A 14,983-nucleotide genomic window follows, 5' to 3' on the forward strand; every position below is an offset into this window, starting at 1 on the left:
CCTTCGATCAATAGGATAAATATGAAAAAGGCAGTTGGCTGTGTACAGCCAACTGCCGAAAACAGCGTTCAGGAGGAACAACTGCTAGAAACTCTTCCGAAACAGATATGACATTCGGATAAAGTACGTCCTGCTGTTTCGCATAAATCCGGGCTCGGCCTGATTGGTGAACGGGCTGAATCCGTTGTAGTTGACGTTGTCGTTATATCCGACGTACAAGGCCTTGCCCGGTGTCGGGTTCCAGCCGAACAAGAACTGGCCGCTGGCGTTCGAGCGAAGGGTATCGTAATCGATCCGCGCCCGAACATAGATGAAGCGTGTGAACTGATACGTCGTTCGCAGCGTAAAGATGTTCGTGTCATACGCAGTTTCGCCGGTGTCGTTACGGGTTAACTTGCTCTTTCGATAATTCGCCGAAATTCGCAGCGGATCGATCGGTTTGTACTGGAATCCCGCCTCCGCATCAAACTGCCAGCCTCTGCCGGGATCGAGCTGCGGAGGTTCGGCAAAATTCGGATACGGATTGTTTGTCGGGTCAGCCTGGTATGCGTATAGGCCCTGGATATAACTCTGGTACTGCGGGCTGTTCAGATAATTGATAAATGCCGGGCTCGCACGCTGAAAACGATTGCCGCCGCCAAAATCGTAATCGAATGAATTTATGATCGAGCCGACGAATCCGTAGATCGAAAACTTCTTATTGACCGTTTTGTTGAAATTGACACTGAAATACGGCTGTGTCGCCGACCGCGTTGGTTCGCCAAAAAATGCACCTTGCTGATTCACGGCGGGATTTCTAATTGCCCCGAATTCCCGTTCGTAGATCTTTTCGTATTGCAGCCCGAACTCGGTGTAGATGAACAGGCTTCCCTGCAGATTGAAATTGAGGTTGCTGCCGATCATTGCCTCCTGCGTCCTACCTTTCCAGTCCATTCCGTAACGGGCAAATTGGCTCCAGTTTGCTCGGATCAGCGCGGCCTTTGGATTGGACTTGGTACTCACACGATTTGCAAAAAAGAAAGTGTTGGAGTCCGTCCGGGGTGTAAATCCCGAATCGGCCCGATAATCGCCGGTACGTCCCGAGGCCTCGGCATACCAGCCGTGCCGGTCGGTCGTGTAATCGAGACTCCAATAATATCCAAATCCATTTCCCGTGCGGTATTTGGCACTGTCGGTGTTCGGGTCGTAAAAGGTCTTTCGCGAATGAGTACCGAGTGCCTGAAACGTCATCACGGTCGTTGGTTTGAGTTTGAATGTGCCGTCAAATCCGCCGGTGAAATTGCGGTTCTTCGGAAATATTCTTGCCGTTGCAAAAAAACCGACGTTGTTACCCGGGCCGAGATCCTGCTTTAGCCTCAGCACGCTAAAGAGCGCATTTTTGTCGACGTAATCTTCGATCGCACAACGCCGCTTGTTATTCGGAGGATCGAATTCACGGGCACGCTGGCAGTTGATCAGTTCGCCGCGTTCATCGTCCGAATAATTTCCGGGGCATTGTCGGACGCAGCGAGAAAGCCGAACGTCGTCTTTCCGATCTTGCCTGTCAATTTCGCGGCAAAGTCAGGGTCGACGATCGTTCGCGAATAGAATGGCTGCAGCGGTGAATTGAAAATATCTTTACCTTCGAGAAAGAAAGGCCGCTTTTCCTCGAAAAAGATCGGGAACCGCTGGTTTGCCGCGACCACTGGAGCATCGGCCTCGATCTCGGCAAAATCAGGATTGATCGCCGCATCGAGCGTGATATTCGGCGACAGCGTGTATTTTAGATTTACGCTGAGGTCCTGTTTGATCGGATCGTTGACGAATTTGCCCGGATCGCGGATGCCGATCGGATTAAATATCGGATGATAGCGGCCAAACTGCGAGAACGCCGAATTGGGCAGTGTCCGTTTGCGGCTGCCGGTCTCTGAGACGGTGATGCTCGGAACCACCTCGAGCGTGCGTTCATACTTGATCGAATCAAGCCCTGTGATCTTGCCGTGCTTGACCAAAAACCCCGAAACGTTGCGGTCATCCGGCAGCCATTGATCAAATTCGTCATTGAATCGATCGATGTTTCGTGCCGCATTGAATCCCCACATCTTGCCTTTGCCGGCCGAGTAGCGCAGCGATTTGAAAGGTATCTTGACCTCGACCGACCAGCCCCAATCTTCGATCACGCCCTTCGATTCCATGATGATATCGACCGAAAAATCCGCACCGCGGCCCTCGGTAAAAATACCGTCTTGCTGAATTCCGAGCGGATTGAATCCGAGAATGTACGCCCGACGCTGATCGTTATAGGTATCCAGCCAAAGCCGGACATTGTCCTCGCCAAATATGTCGTCGCGTTTGGCGACCGTCGCCCGGACCTTGTCCTTTTCGTCCCAGCACTTGAATGCGATGTACAGATGCTTCTCATCGTACATCATGTAGGTTTCGGTCGGTTTCGACGGTGTAATGTTGTCGCCCGGACTCGTTTGGTAGAAATCCTTGAAGACGGCGGCGACCTTCCAGTCCTCTTCGTCGAGTTTCCCGTCGATCGTGATGCCGGGATTGATCTTTGGGATCGTGATCGGCCTCAATTTTTCCGCAGGCACATCGACCTTTGATCGTTTGGTCACTGCCGGTTTAACTGCCGGCGGATTCGGTTCGGATACAACGCTTGCGGTCGGGCCTTCCTGCGGCCGAACCATCGACGCGAAACACAGCATCGACAAAATTACTGCTAATTTCTTCATTATTGCTCCTATAAAGTGCCGCGATCGAAAATGAATGAATATATATGATCGACAGCAAAGGACAATGACTAAAACGCAAATTCAGTCATTTAGTTTCAACAAAAAAGAACCCGTTCGGATCCTTTTTGCGCTTCCTTGGTTAAAATTGTGAGGTTAGTGAACTCTTGCTTCGGATCAGAACGTTACCGTCCGATCTGATCTGATACTGTTTGCCGCCGCTGCCGACACGATATTTTGAGTTCATGTCGCCGCCGGTGCGTTTCAGTTCGAAGCCGTCTGACGTGACGCCCATTCCCGGAGCGTCGATATCGAAATTTGCATTGTCCGGCAGCGTCAGGGTCACATTGCCGGTGTCGGCACGAGCCGTTAGTTTTGAGAATTCACCTTCGAGATTGAGCTGCCCGTCGGCAGTCCTCGCGTCAATGTCCCCGCGGAAACCGATCACGCGGATCTGGCCATTGAGGCTCCCGACCTTAAGCGAACCATCGCCATCTCGAACGTTGATCGACTGATCGCCGCCCGTCAGGTCGATCTCGCCGGAAACGCCTTCGAGGCGGATCTCGCCGTTTGTTACGATCTTAAGATTTGTCTTTTTAGGAACGTAGATCTCGACACGAACTTTGCTTCGATCGAGAAAAAAGATGCCTGGCGAATTGTCAGGATCGGTATTGATCACCTTTAGCCCGACGCTCGACTCGGTGTGTTCCTCTTTGACCTGCACAGTTTCGCCGCTGCGGCTCTGGACGCTCTGGGTCACCGTATAACGCACTTCGGAGGCGTCGGTGCCGATCACCTTGACCGAGCAGCCGGTCGCGTCAACGGTGATCTTAGGCACGCCTTTCACGGGGAACACACCACTTCGCTTTTCGATCTTCGGGATCCTGTATCCGGCGTCGGCGTATGCTGCGATAGCGGCCCGCTGTTTTTCGAGACCGTCCTGGATCGCCTTTGAGTTGACGATCGCGGCAGATGCGAAATCGCTTTCCGACATGACCTTCGCCAGTTCAGGCCCGAGCCTTTGCATTTCCACACGAGCTTTTTCCATTTCGACGCGAGCCCGTTCCATTTCTTTTTCGGAGACGCGAACCTGCGTCTTCATCGCCTTGGCGATCACCTTATCGGCCTTTGCGGCATTAGAGGCGATCTTTTCCGCATCGACCTCGTCCCAATTTTCTTCGTCGGTCGACTTTTGCGGCAAGAGATCAGTGGCCGGACTGAGGCTCTTGCCGTCATTTTTTCGTCCGATGGTCAATGCTCCGTTGCCGCTTTCTAGCTTGATCGGAATTTCACCGCTGCCGACCTTGCCGTACAGGTCGCGGCCGACGTATTTGCCCTTGCGTACCGGCAATGCGAATTCGTTCGTGATATTCCCGTTCACTGATTCGGCACGAATAGTGGCGTTCGAATCCGAAGGGATCACAAGATTCACTCGGCCGTTGACGGTCTCGAGTGAGATCTTGCTGCCCGCATCGAGCCGGTCAAAGTCGGCGGCCACCTCGCCGTTGACGGTCGAGAGGCTCGCCGTTCCACGCAGGTTCGTCGCCTTGACCATTCCGTTCACTGCCGAGACCCTGGTCATATTGGTAAAGTTCGACACGGTGACCGACCCGTTTACAGTTTCGATCTCGTTCAGAACAGCACCTCGCGGTACTTTAAGGCTATAGTTGACCTCCAGCTTGCCCCGCTCACCCCAACGTTCGCCGTTGGTGCGTCGTTTCCAATCGCCGTATTCGGTCTCGATCGAAATGCTCTCGGGCTTTGCATCGACCTTGATCTCGACCTCGGCAAGACGTTCTTTGCTGTCGGCGACCTTGACGGCGACGAGCTGCACTTCGTTGCGGTCCCATGCCTCGATCGTGATCGAACCGTTGACATTTGAAACGCTCACACGGCCGTTCGCACTGAGCGGATAGGTCTGCTCGAACCGCTCGGTCTCATCGCCCGCCGCCGGGACCAACGGTGCGGACGCCGCCGGGACCTCCGCCGGAACGACCTGCGGTGCATTCTGGCCCGTTCCCGAATTCGTTGAAAAAATAAGCCCTGAAAAAATTAATGTATATAACCAACTCATGATGCCGTCTCCGTATAAATGTGGAATTTTTCCGCTCTCTGGAAATAAAACACCACACTTGGATGATTTATGACAGATCATCGAAGAAAATACTTGATTTTTTTCTCGCTGAGTCCGCGCCCTATCCTGGTGGGATCAAAAGTTTATAGAAACATCGTTTCAAAAACCTCTACTCACCCCAGGTGAAGCCGTATCGTGCAGCATCAGGCTCGATCGCGGTGATCGGCGAAGTCGAATCGATCGTTGTGGTTGTTATCATTCGCGGGCGGCGGGCCGGTTTGGATATTTGGGCCGATTTTATGCGGATGAGGTGAGGTTTCGTTGCCGGATCCTATCGATCTCTTCTGGTCGATCAACTTCTTCGTTCTGATCGCTCTTATCGGAAGGCAGAGAAAGGCTCTTTCGCTCGAACTCGGGCTCCGGCAAGGCTAGCGACAGTTTGCTGCAGCCGTTTTACGATTGTCGCTGGGGGTCTTTTTTATTGTCGCTGACCCTGTTTTTTGCTGTCGCAAGCCCCCTAAAACACTGTCGCTGACCCCCTTAAAAACTGTGGCAGAACGCATTTTTACGGCATTTTCGTCAATTTTGCTGATCAAATTGTGGTACGTACCACAATTCAAACCCGAGGTAAAAAATACAGGTTCGGTCTTCCCCCAAAAAACATTCTTGGCTACCTGATTTCGATTCATCGCATCCTAATCTTTCTGGTCTCCGGGAAACGTCTGTCTACTCCGCGAGTGAATTTGATTTAAGGCCTCTCTTCGAGGTGAACGTGTGATTTACATTGCTCGACAGATTTGATATTTTCTAGTGTTTAGATGGCGCGATCAGGCGGTAAATAAATGAACTTAGAACGAACGCACTTACATATCCTACGCGAAACGGCCGATCTATCGGATCGGGCGAAGACCGGTGTGTCACTGCATTGCCACACGGAACATTCTAAGGAAATGCTGGATTTTGTTCCGCATTACGCCAACAAACTGCCGATCATCTCATTTTTCTGGAAACGCGAGAAGCAAAAGTACTTTGAGCGTGAAGGCAAGTTCCCCGATTTCTCGACGGCATTTTGGTCGCCGCCGCTGACCGGTCAAATGGTCTACGACATCGAAAAGGCACAGATAAACGAGGCCGGCCTCGACGCCTTTGTCTCGATCACAGACCACGACAACATCGCCGCCAACCTGACGGTCTCGGAGCCGATCGAAGCAAAGAACATCCCCATCTCACTCGAATGGACAGTTCCCTTCGAGTACGGGTTCTTTCACGTCGGCGTCCATAACCTGCCCAAGGACCGTGCCGAGGAACTCAGCAAAACGCTGATCGACTATACATTCACCAAGGAACTGCACAGCGTCGAGCGGCTCAACGAGCTGTTTGCGATGCTCAACGAAATGCCTGAGGTTCTGGTCATCCTGAATCATCCGATCTGGGATATCGAAATGGTCGGCAAGGAAAAGCACGAGATCCTGCTCAAGAATTTCATCCGCGAACACGGCCGCTGGATTCACGCTTTTGAGATCAATGGCTTTCGAAGCTGGTCGGAAAATAAGCAGGTCATCGAAATGGCCGAGGCTCTTGGTATTCCTATTGCCACCGGCGGCGATCGTCACGGTTGCCGTCCGAATACGGTCATCAATCTGACAAATGCCGCCACGTTCGAAGAATTTGTCGAAGAGATCCGCGTCGAGAAACGAAGCCAGGTCGCCCTGATGCCCGAGTACGAACGGCCGCTACATTCGCGTCAACTGCAGTCGTTTTCTGAGATACTCTCGCTTTATCCCGATTTTCCCGAGCACCGCAGACGCTGGTTCGACCGCGTTTTCTTTGACACGGGCGATGAAAAAGGCCTCGTGCCGCTTTCGCATCGCGGATGGAAACTCGGCGGTCCGGTATGGCTCCGTTGGGCGATCAAGACGCTCGCATTTCTCGGCGGCCCGACTGCCCGGCCGATATTTCGTATTGCACGAAAGAAGGTTGACCGGGTGCCCGTAAATGCGGCCGGTACTAAGTTTGAGATCCCGGACCTCGACGACCTTTCGAGAGAGCTCTCGTCGGAAACGGTCTAGGCAACATTTTACGATTGTTCATTTATACGGCGGGCCCAGCCCGCCATTTGTAATTATTAGGATATTTTGTGACTGAGAATATACGCGTTGCCTTTTTTCCGGATTCATATCTGGAGGTAAACGGCGCCGCAATGACATGCAGACGGCTGACGGATTTTGCCGGTCGAAAGAACCGTCCGTACCTATGCGTTCACGCCGGGCCGGCGACCGAACTTACCGTCGATGGCAGCGTCACACATCTATCCCTAAAGCGTTCGCCGCTCGCGATCACACTCGATGAAGAACTTGCATACGACCCGCTGTTTCAACGCCACGCGTCGCGCGTAATGAAACAGCTGCTTGAATTCAAGCCCGATGTGATACACATTACCGGCCTGAATGATGTGAGTATCATCGGGGCTTATCTAGCCTGGAAACTGCAAATACCGCTGCTTGGCTCGTGGCACACAAATATCCACGAATTCGCTGCCAGCCGGATCGAGAGGATGTTTGGGTTTCTGCCTAGCGGATTTGTCAAGAAGATCGCGGGCTTTGCCGAACACAAGATCATGCAGGGCTGCATCTTGTACTACAAAATGCCGAAAGTGATCCTCTCGCCCAATCAGGAGTTGGTCGATGACCTCGGCAGGCGAACGGGCCGGGCGTCGCGTTTGATGGGCCGCGGCGTGGATCCTCAGTTCTTCGGGCCTCAAAAGCGGACGGTAAATGACAATATCTTTAGGCTTGGCTCCGTCGGCCGGCTTCGTGCCGAGAAAAATGTCAAAGTTCTCGTCGATGTCGAAAGGGCGTTCATCGATGCCGGGATCGAAGATTATGAGTTCCTGATCGTTGGAGAAGGCACTGAACGGCAATTTCTCGAAGAGAATATGAGGCGTAAGGTGATCACCGGCTTTATCGAGGGCGAACCTTTAGCCGAGGCATATGCTAATATGGACGTTTTCCTGTTCCCTTCCGAGACCGATGCATTCGGCAATGTCGCTCAGGAAGCTAACGCGTCAGGAGTACCGGCGATCGTTTCGGACAAGGGCGGGCCAAAATTCATTATCAGCGAAGGCATAAGCGGATTTGTGGCGCACGAGACAAGCGACTTTGCGAAATACGCACTCGAGTTGTATCGCGACCGTGAAAAACTAGCTAAGATGAAACTTGATTCGCGTGAGAACGCATTGTCCAAGTCGTGGGATTCGATCTTCGAGAGCGTTTATGACGGATATGCCGAGGCGATCAAACTGGAACAGGAGAAAAAAGCTTCGCTGAAGAAATGATCGATCAAGAGACAGATCCAGTTTTCGGTAACGAGGACACCCAAACCCCCAAACAAAGCCTAAAAACAGTATTTCTCCACCTACTGCGACATCCGATCGATACTCTTGTGCTTCGATGGAATTGGAAGGCAGCGGTTTTGAGCGCGATGCTTCGTGCTCCGATCTTCTTTTTTACATATCTGTTCAAGAAGGATGGATTGAAGCTTGCGATCGGTGCTGCGGTTGCCCAATCGGTCTTTCGCTTTATTTTCGGCGGTGTAAACGGAGCGATCATTCAATCATTCAGTAAGGTCGAGCCGCCGTGGCACGCCATCTTGACGGTGCCTCTGGTGCTGGCAACCATCAGCCACGTTATCGAATTCGGTGTCCAGACGCTGTACGACAATCAGACCGGCGTCAACGGGAAAGGAAAGGCGATCGCCATATCGGTGCTTGTTTCGGCGATCTCGGCCGTATTCAACCTGTTTGCAATGCGCCGCGGGGCACTTTTGGTGAAAGACGAAAGCCAACAATCGATCTGGCGCGACCTTAGACGAATGCCATGGCTCGCACTTGAATTCTTGTCGTTTCCGCTTGTCTGGACATGGCGAAAGTCTAAGAAAAAGAATTCTAAATAGTCCTCATCTGGATTTTGACCAGACAAACCTCCCGGATTTTGTAAGTGTCTCCTAGCGCCCCGGTTATGGGCCGAAGCGAGATATGACATTGAGTTTAAGGCTGGCGATATGGACATTGCACCAAGGGTAGCCCTGTTTGCCGACACATTTCACGAGATAAACGGCGCCGCGAACTTCTTGCGGCGGCTGACGTCGTATGCCAAGGACAACGGCCATCCGCTCTTGTGCATTAGATCCGGAGCCGAAACAAAGCTCACGAACGACGGTTCGGTCCGTTATCTTGATCTCAAACGAAACCGGGCGTCAATACCGCTTGACGGAGAATTTAAGTACGATCCGCTCCTATGGCGTAAAAGGGCTCTAGTCAAAAGCACGTTGAAGGAATTCGGTGCCGACGTTATTCATCTGACCGGCCTCAACGACATCAGTCAATTTGGGTTTGTCCACGCCCATTTTATGAACATCCCGGCGGTCGCGACGTGGCATACGAACACCCACGAATATGCTGCCGAACGCCTTTTGAGCCTCGGCAATTGGCTGCCGAAAACTGTCCGCTGCAAGATCGGCACGGCGATCGAAAGGGCGACGATGTTTGGCCTGATGAAGCTCTATTTTCTCGCCCAAATGCAGCTAGCGCCAAATCAGGACCTTGTCGACGAGATCGGCCGAATGACAAAAAGGCCGTCATTCTTACTTCGACGCGGAGTCGATATCGAGATGCTCACGCCCGCTAAGCGCACGAGAACGTCGGACGACAATGAATTTGTGCTTGGCTTCGTCGGCAGGCTCAGGGCCGAGAAAAATGTTCGGGCACTCGGCCGGTTGGACGCCGCATTGCAGTCTGCCGGGGTGACGAACTACCGCTTTTTGATCGTCGGCGACGGCGACGAAAGGCCGTGGCTCGAAAAGCACCTGTCGAAGGCAGAATTCACCGGCGAAATTCGCGGCGAAGCAGTTGCCGAGGCATTTGCCAACATGGATCTTTTTGTCTTTCCGTCGTTAACTGACGCCTTCGCAAATGTTGTTCTGGAGGCTATGTCCTCAGGGGTCCCGGCAATTGCGTTCCCCGTCGGCGGCCCGAAATTTCTGATCGAGGACAACAAAAGCGGGCTTATCGCCAACACCGAGGACGAACTCGCGGTCAGGGTCGCCGAGGTCATACAGAACCAAGATGTACTTCAGCCGATGCGGATCGAAGCAAGACGATTTGCAATTGAACATTCTTGGAACGCGATCTTCAAAAAAACCTACGGCTATTACGATCTTTGTGCATCATACGATAAGAAGGTTAGAGCCTGACCCAACGCATTCCGGGCATTCCGAATCAAATATTCAGGGCTTTTCAACTAAAATATCGTGCCATTAAAATCTGTCCATATTACCAACTACTATCACAAGAATTCCGGCGGGATCAGTACTGCTTACAACAAACTTCTCGAGGCTGCCAATCGCCGCAAACGCTATGTCCGGTTGATAGTTCCCGGCGAGGAATCGTCGGTCGAAGAGGTAGGGGAGTTTGGCAGGATCTACTACGTAAAGGCGGATTTCTCGCCGCTTTTTGATAAGCGATACCGCCTGATGCTGCCGTGGAAGACCTATATTTTCGATAGCTCCCCGATCAAGGCCATCCTCCGCGATGAACAGCCCGATCTGATCGAGATCGGCGAAAAATATACATTGAGTCTGATGGCCGGATTGCTCAGAAAGCACATCATGAACGTCGGCAGCAAACGGCCGATGCTGGTGCAGTTTTCGTGCGAGCGGATGGACGACAACGTAAGTTCTTTCATCTCAGCAGGACGAATATCGAACTGGTTCACCCGCCGGTATACCGCAAACTATAATTTGCCGATGTTCGATTTTCATCTTGCAAATTCCGAATACACGGGGCAGGAGTTCTTCGAATCGACGTGTGCTTTAGAGAATCCTAATCGCTCCGACCGTGTGTTCAATTGGTGTTGGCGGTATTTGAGGGCCGCTCAGGTGAAATTGAAAGATCGGGTCTTTATAAATCAATGCGGTGTCGACAATACGACGTTCGACGACAGGCGAAGGAACGACGCGAAACGCCGGGACTTGGCCGAAGAATTTAGCTTTCCTGCTGATGCACGCTTACTGCTGTACGCGGGCCGAATTTCACCCGAAAAGAACCCCGACCTGCTGATCAAAACGATCGCTCGACTGAGCAAGAGCCAACAACATGACTATCGCCTACTCGTCGCCGGAAGCGGGCCGGGTGCTGAACATTTCGCTGAACAGTCGGAGAGGCTTGCACCGGGCCGTGTCCATATGCTCGGTCAGATCGCCGATAAAGAAAAACTCGCCGATCTTTTTGCAAATTGTGATGTATTCGTTCATCCAAACCCGCACGAACCATTCGGCATCACGCCGCTCGAAGCAATGGCGTCAGGCTTGCCGGTAGTTGCACCAAATTCGGGCGGCCTGCTGTCGTACGCGAACGATACAAACTCGTGGCTTTCCGACCCGAGGTCGGCAAGTTTCGCCGAGGCGATCGAAAGCGTTTTTGCTGACAAATCGGTTCGCGAATCAAAGCTAAAAGCCGGCGTAATAACTGCGGATCTTTATGATTGGGACACATCGACCGACGCACTGTTTGCACTCTACGATCGTATGCACCGTGAGTTTATCGCGAGCCCGGAACTTTTCGATTACACCGCATCGCCCGCGTCCACCAATTTTGCAGGTGCTTTGACGAAATGTTAAACTCCGACTTCGATATTTTCCTGCGGGGTCGGAGTTTATGAGCAAAGCCGTCAAATCGGTCCACATCACGAATTACTACCACAAGAACTCCGGCGGGATCAGTACTTCGTTCAACAATCTGCTCGCCGCTGCCGACCGTCATAAACGCGAGGTACGGCTCATAGTTCCGGGCGAGACCGAATCGGTCGAGGACGTGAACGAGTACGCCAGGATCTATTACGTCCCCGCACGTTATTCACCTGTTTTCGACAAACGGTATCGCGTAATGATGCCGTGGCAGTACATGCTCAAGGACACTGTCATTCGCCGCATTTTGCTTGAAGAAATGCCCGACATCGTCGAGGTCACCGACAAATACACGCTCAGCTTGCTCGGCGTAATGATCCGCACAAACAACTTCAAAAAGCTTGGCCGCCCAATGCTGGTTCATTTTTCATGCGAGCGAATGGACGACAATATCGGATCGTTCCTCACCGGCGGCAAGCTCGGGAAATGGTTCGCTCGGCGAGTGATCGGCAACTACACGATGCCGAATTTTGACTACCACATCGCAAATTCGACCTACACGGCCGAAGAGTTCTTCAATTCGCTAACTACCGATGTAAATCCGCGTAGGTCGAATTGGTTTCTGAACGCATGCTGGCGGTTTTTTAAGGCTCCCCGGGTGCCGGTCTCCGAACGCATCTTTGTCTGCCCACGCGGAGTTGATATCGCCCAGTATTCTCCAAAACGAAAGTCGGACGAGATTCGTGCAGAGATGCGAAAGCTCGCTGACATTCCCGAAACAGCGACGATCCTGCTCTACGCGGGCCGCCTGTCTCCTGAGAAGAATATCGGCCTACTCGTCGATATGATGAAGATATTATCGCAAGACAGCGAGAATGATTTTCGCCTTCTCGTCGCCGGAGCAGGTCCGCAAAGCGATTGGCTGAAAAAGCAGGGCGACAAGTACGCTCCGCGAAAGATCATTCAGCTTGGGCATCTCGATAAAGATCTGCTCGCCGGATTTTATGCGAATGCCGACGTATTTGTTCATCCTAATCCGCGAGAACCGTTCGGCATTGCACCGCTCGAAGCAATGGCGTCAGGCGTGCCGACGCTCGCACCAAATGCCGGCGGCATACTCTCATACGCGACCAATGACAATGCGTGGCTGGTCGAGCCAAAGGGCGAGGACTTCGCCGCCGCTGTCCGCCAGATCGTCAGCGACAGCAGTTTGCGCGTGAAAAAGGTCGCCAACGCACTCGCAACTGCCGAGCAAAACACCCGTGAGCGTTCGACCGACCGTTTGCTCGAGACGTACGATAAGATGTTCGCGGATTTTCAGACTCGAAAGGAACTATTTACCGACATTGCGGCCGCTAAGTCTTTTGACTATATTCCATTAACAGATGCTTGAACTCGTATTCGCAAATCTTAAGGTCCGCCCCATCCGCACGCTGATCAGCGTGGTCGGCGTTGCCCTCGGCGTTGTTTTGGTCGTGCTTTTCACCGGCCTTGCACGCGGCATGACCAACGACATGGCTAAGCGTGCGTCGAATTGGAAAGCTGAGATAGTCTTTGCCCGTGCCGGCGGAATGGAGACGACGAGTTCGAATATGAACGTCAGCGTCGGATACGTCGAACGTCTTAAGCAGATCGAAGGCGTAAAGTCGGTCGTGCCAGTTGGGCGTTATATATCGGCAAGTTCAAAAGGGCGTTGGGGAATACAGCAGATCGACGGTGTACCCTGGGCAGAGTTTGCCGAGATGAACGAAATGCGTTTGACTGCAGGACGTGCGCCGGTCGCTGAAGACGAAGTTATCCTCGACGATCGGCAGATGCGTGAGGAAAAGGTCAGCCTTGGAGATACCGTTGACGTCTTCGGCGACAAGCATTACAAGGTCGTTGGTGTTTTCGAACCGCCATCAGGTGCCCGTATCAAAATGTCGCTTGCAGCACTGCAATCTGCACTTGAGGCTCCAAACAAATGCACGTACATCCTTGTCAAAGTGAAAGACGGCGCTGATGTAAATGCGATCGCGGCCAAGATAAACGAAGCTCTTCCAGGCAATAAGATCAATATCACGAGCGATCTCGTCATCGACGCCGGCGACCGAATTCCGGGCCTCAACACATTTCTCAAGGTTCTCGTCGGCCTCGGAGCGTTCGTTTCGACGATCTTCGTACTGCTTTCGATGTACACGACCATCACCGAACGCCGCAAAGAGATCGGTATCCTCAAATCGCTCGGCGCATCGCACGGATTCATTATCAAGACGATCGAAGGCGAAGCACTTATGATCGGCATTCTTGGGATAATTCTTGGCTTTGCGACGGCGTTTATTGCGTCGCAGTTGATAAGCCGCAATTTTGAACTGGCTTTCGAATACAGTCTCCAATGGACACTCTGGGCAATTGCGATCGCTGTCGGCGGCAGTTTGATCGGCGCATTGTATCCGGCGTGGCGCGCATCCGCTATCGATCCTGTCGAAGTGATGGTTAATGAGTAATTAGCGTCGCTTCCCGACGATCGTAAGTCCAATTCCGCCCAAAATCAACGCCGCCGCGACGCCCAAGGTCGCGGTTGCGGTCTCACCGAGCAGGATAATTCCAAACACTGCCGCGACAACCGGAACGGAAAGCTGCATAACAGCCGCTCGAGTCGAAGTGTGAAATTTGAGTGCCGCGTACCAAACGGCATAACCAACGCCGGATGTGACCGCACCGGACAAAACAGCGAACAGCCAGCCGCGTAACGTCAGCTGCAACGCCGGAATGTAGAGCAAGACGAGCGGAACAACAAACAATAACGAACGCGCAAAGTTGCCTGCGGTGTCGCGCAGCGGATCGGCGCTGCCCTTGCCGCGAATAGAATACGCTCCCCACGCCATTCCTGCGGCCGCCATTAGCATCGAACTCGTGAGCGGCGGCGATGCTAAGCCCGGAAGCACAAGATATATCAAACCGCAGACCGCAATGCTCAGTCCGATCCATTCCAAAGGCGTCGGGCGCTCGCCCTTAACGATCGCCGCCGCGACCATTGTCATCTGCACAGAGCCAAATAAAACAAGCGCGCCGGTCCCCGCCGTCAGCCCTAGGTACGCAAACGAAAAGCAGACAGCATATGCAAATAAGTAAAAGGCAGACAGCCATGAGGCGGAAACACGACCGGTAGGGAGTGTGTCCTCTTCGTTACCCGATCGTGCGTCTTCGCCGAACGAAGAAACACCCTCGCTACCGCTCAGGTTTCCGCCTTTGGTGACCAAATATCCGATCACGACCAACGCAACAGCCCCCGAAGCGAGCCGAACAGCCGTAAAACCCGCAGCATCGGCCTCTTCGCCGCGTAAAGCGAGGCGGCAGAGGATCGAGTTGAACGCAAACGCGACAAGCGCGAACGCTGTATAGAAAAATACCTTCATCTAACGGTCAAAACTGGTGTGCTTTGGCTCTAAAGTTGGGCTGATTTGTCGCTTAGTTGGGCTACTTTAACTCTAAAGTAGTACATGTTTTCCGAAAAGTTGTACATATTTGC

Annotated in this window: 11 protein-coding genes; 7 read left to right on the forward strand and 4 right to left on the reverse strand. The window is 52.7% G+C overall.

All coding sequences use genetic code 11. The features are described 5' to 3' along the window. Nucleotides 1-84 precede the first annotated feature (84 nt). The 3 genes from IPK01_16225 to IPK01_16235 all read right to left on the reverse strand — a co-directional run bounded on the left by IPK01_16225 (nucleotide 85) and on the right by IPK01_16235 (nucleotide 4,791). The gene (locus IPK01_16225; protein MBK7934984.1) at nucleotides 85-1,362 is read right to left on the reverse strand and encodes a hypothetical protein; all 1,278 of its coding nucleotides are present in this window, start codon (nucleotides 1,360-1,362) and stop codon (nucleotides 85-87) included. A gap of 92 nt (nucleotides 1,363-1,454) precedes the next feature. Further along, nucleotides 1,455-2,720, reverse strand: a complete 1,266-nt coding sequence (locus IPK01_16230) for a carbohydrate binding family 9 domain-containing protein (protein MBK7934985.1) — start codon at nucleotides 2,718-2,720, stop codon at nucleotides 1,455-1,457. A gap of 139 nt (nucleotides 2,721-2,859) precedes the next feature. Next, nucleotides 2,860-4,791, reverse strand: coding sequence for a DUF4097 family beta strand repeat protein (locus IPK01_16235; GenBank protein MBK7934986.1), 1,932 nt, complete (start codon nucleotides 4,789-4,791; stop codon nucleotides 2,860-2,862). An 842-nt stretch (nucleotides 4,792-5,633) separates the two neighbouring features. Here IPK01_16235 and IPK01_16240 point away from each other — a divergent pair. The 7 genes from IPK01_16240 (at nucleotide 5,634) to IPK01_16270 (ending at nucleotide 13,958) form a co-directional block, all read left to right on the forward strand. Beyond that, nucleotides 5,634-6,860 carry a hypothetical protein gene (locus IPK01_16240; protein ID MBK7934987.1) on the forward strand — a complete coding sequence of 409 codons (1,227 nt, stop codon included), beginning with the start codon at nucleotides 5,634-5,636 and terminating at the stop codon, nucleotides 6,858-6,860. 131 nt (nucleotides 6,861-6,991) lie between these two features. Beyond that, on the forward strand, nucleotides 6,992-8,125 hold the full coding sequence (locus IPK01_16245; GenBank protein ID MBK7934988.1) for a glycosyltransferase: 1,134 nt from the start codon (nucleotides 6,992-6,994) through the stop codon (nucleotides 8,123-8,125). Further along, nucleotides 8,122-8,742, forward strand: a complete 621-nt coding sequence (locus IPK01_16250) for a hypothetical protein (GenBank protein ID MBK7934989.1) — start codon at nucleotides 8,122-8,124, stop codon at nucleotides 8,740-8,742. Before IPK01_16245 ends, IPK01_16250 begins: the two co-directional genes overlap by 4 nt. A gap of 108 nt (nucleotides 8,743-8,850) precedes the next feature. After that, nucleotides 8,851-10,041 (forward strand): glycosyltransferase, encoded by a 1,191-nt coding sequence (locus IPK01_16255; protein ID MBK7934990.1) that lies wholly within the window; start codon nucleotides 8,851-8,853, stop codon nucleotides 10,039-10,041. 57 nt (nucleotides 10,042-10,098) lie between these two features. After that, nucleotides 10,099-11,466, forward strand: coding sequence for a glycosyltransferase (locus IPK01_16260; GenBank protein ID MBK7934991.1), 1,368 nt, complete (start codon nucleotides 10,099-10,101; stop codon nucleotides 11,464-11,466). A gap of 37 nt (nucleotides 11,467-11,503) precedes the next feature. Beyond that, nucleotides 11,504-12,865 carry a glycosyltransferase gene (locus IPK01_16265; protein MBK7934992.1) on the forward strand — a complete coding sequence of 454 codons (1,362 nt, stop codon included), beginning with the start codon at nucleotides 11,504-11,506 and terminating at the stop codon, nucleotides 12,863-12,865. Beyond that, a complete protein-coding gene (locus IPK01_16270) occupies nucleotides 12,858-13,958 on the forward strand; it encodes an ABC transporter permease (protein ID MBK7934993.1) in 1,101 nt (366 codons plus the stop codon). The genes IPK01_16265 and IPK01_16270 overlap by 8 nt, the downstream gene beginning before the upstream one ends. On the opposite strand, the gene IPK01_16275 is transcribed toward IPK01_16270, so the two are convergent. Then, nucleotides 13,959-14,870 (reverse strand): DMT family transporter, encoded by a 912-nt coding sequence (locus tag IPK01_16275; protein ID MBK7934994.1) that lies wholly within the window; start codon nucleotides 14,868-14,870, stop codon nucleotides 13,959-13,961. Between the last annotated feature and the right edge of the window lie 113 nt (nucleotides 14,871-14,983).

Source organism: Acidobacteriota bacterium, from assembly GCA_016713675.1.
In the GTDB taxonomy this organism is placed as follows: domain Bacteria; phylum Acidobacteriota; class Blastocatellia; order Pyrinomonadales; family Pyrinomonadaceae; genus OLB17.

Bases quoted from the DNA above. Each gene is read 5' to 3' on its own strand.
- IPK01_16245 (MBK7934988.1), top strand. From the start codon at position 6,992: ATGACATGCAGACGGCTGACGGATTTTGCCGGTCGAAAGAACCGTCCG.
- IPK01_16235 (MBK7934986.1), bottom strand. From the start codon at position 4,791: ATGAGTTGGTTATATACATTAATTTTTTCAGGGCTTATTTTTTCAACG.
- IPK01_16250 (MBK7934989.1), top strand. From the start codon at position 8,122: ATGATCGATCAAGAGACAGATCCAGTTTTCGGTAACGAGGACACCCAA.
- IPK01_16270 (MBK7934993.1), top strand. From the start codon at position 12,858: ATGCTTGAACTCGTATTCGCAAATCTTAAGGTCCGCCCCATCCGCACG.
- IPK01_16240 (MBK7934987.1), top strand. From the start codon at position 5,634: ATGAACTTAGAACGAACGCACTTACATATCCTACGCGAAACGGCCGAT.
- IPK01_16230 (MBK7934985.1), bottom strand. From the start codon at position 2,720: ATGAAGAAATTAGCAGTAATTTTGTCGATGCTGTGTTTCGCGTCGATG.
- IPK01_16275 (MBK7934994.1), bottom strand. From the start codon at position 14,870: ATGAAGGTATTTTTCTATACAGCGTTCGCGCTTGTCGCGTTTGCGTTC.
- IPK01_16265 (MBK7934992.1), top strand. From the start codon at position 11,504: ATGAGCAAAGCCGTCAAATCGGTCCACATCACGAATTACTACCACAAG.
- IPK01_16255 (MBK7934990.1), top strand. From the start codon at position 8,851: ATGGACATTGCACCAAGGGTAGCCCTGTTTGCCGACACATTTCACGAG.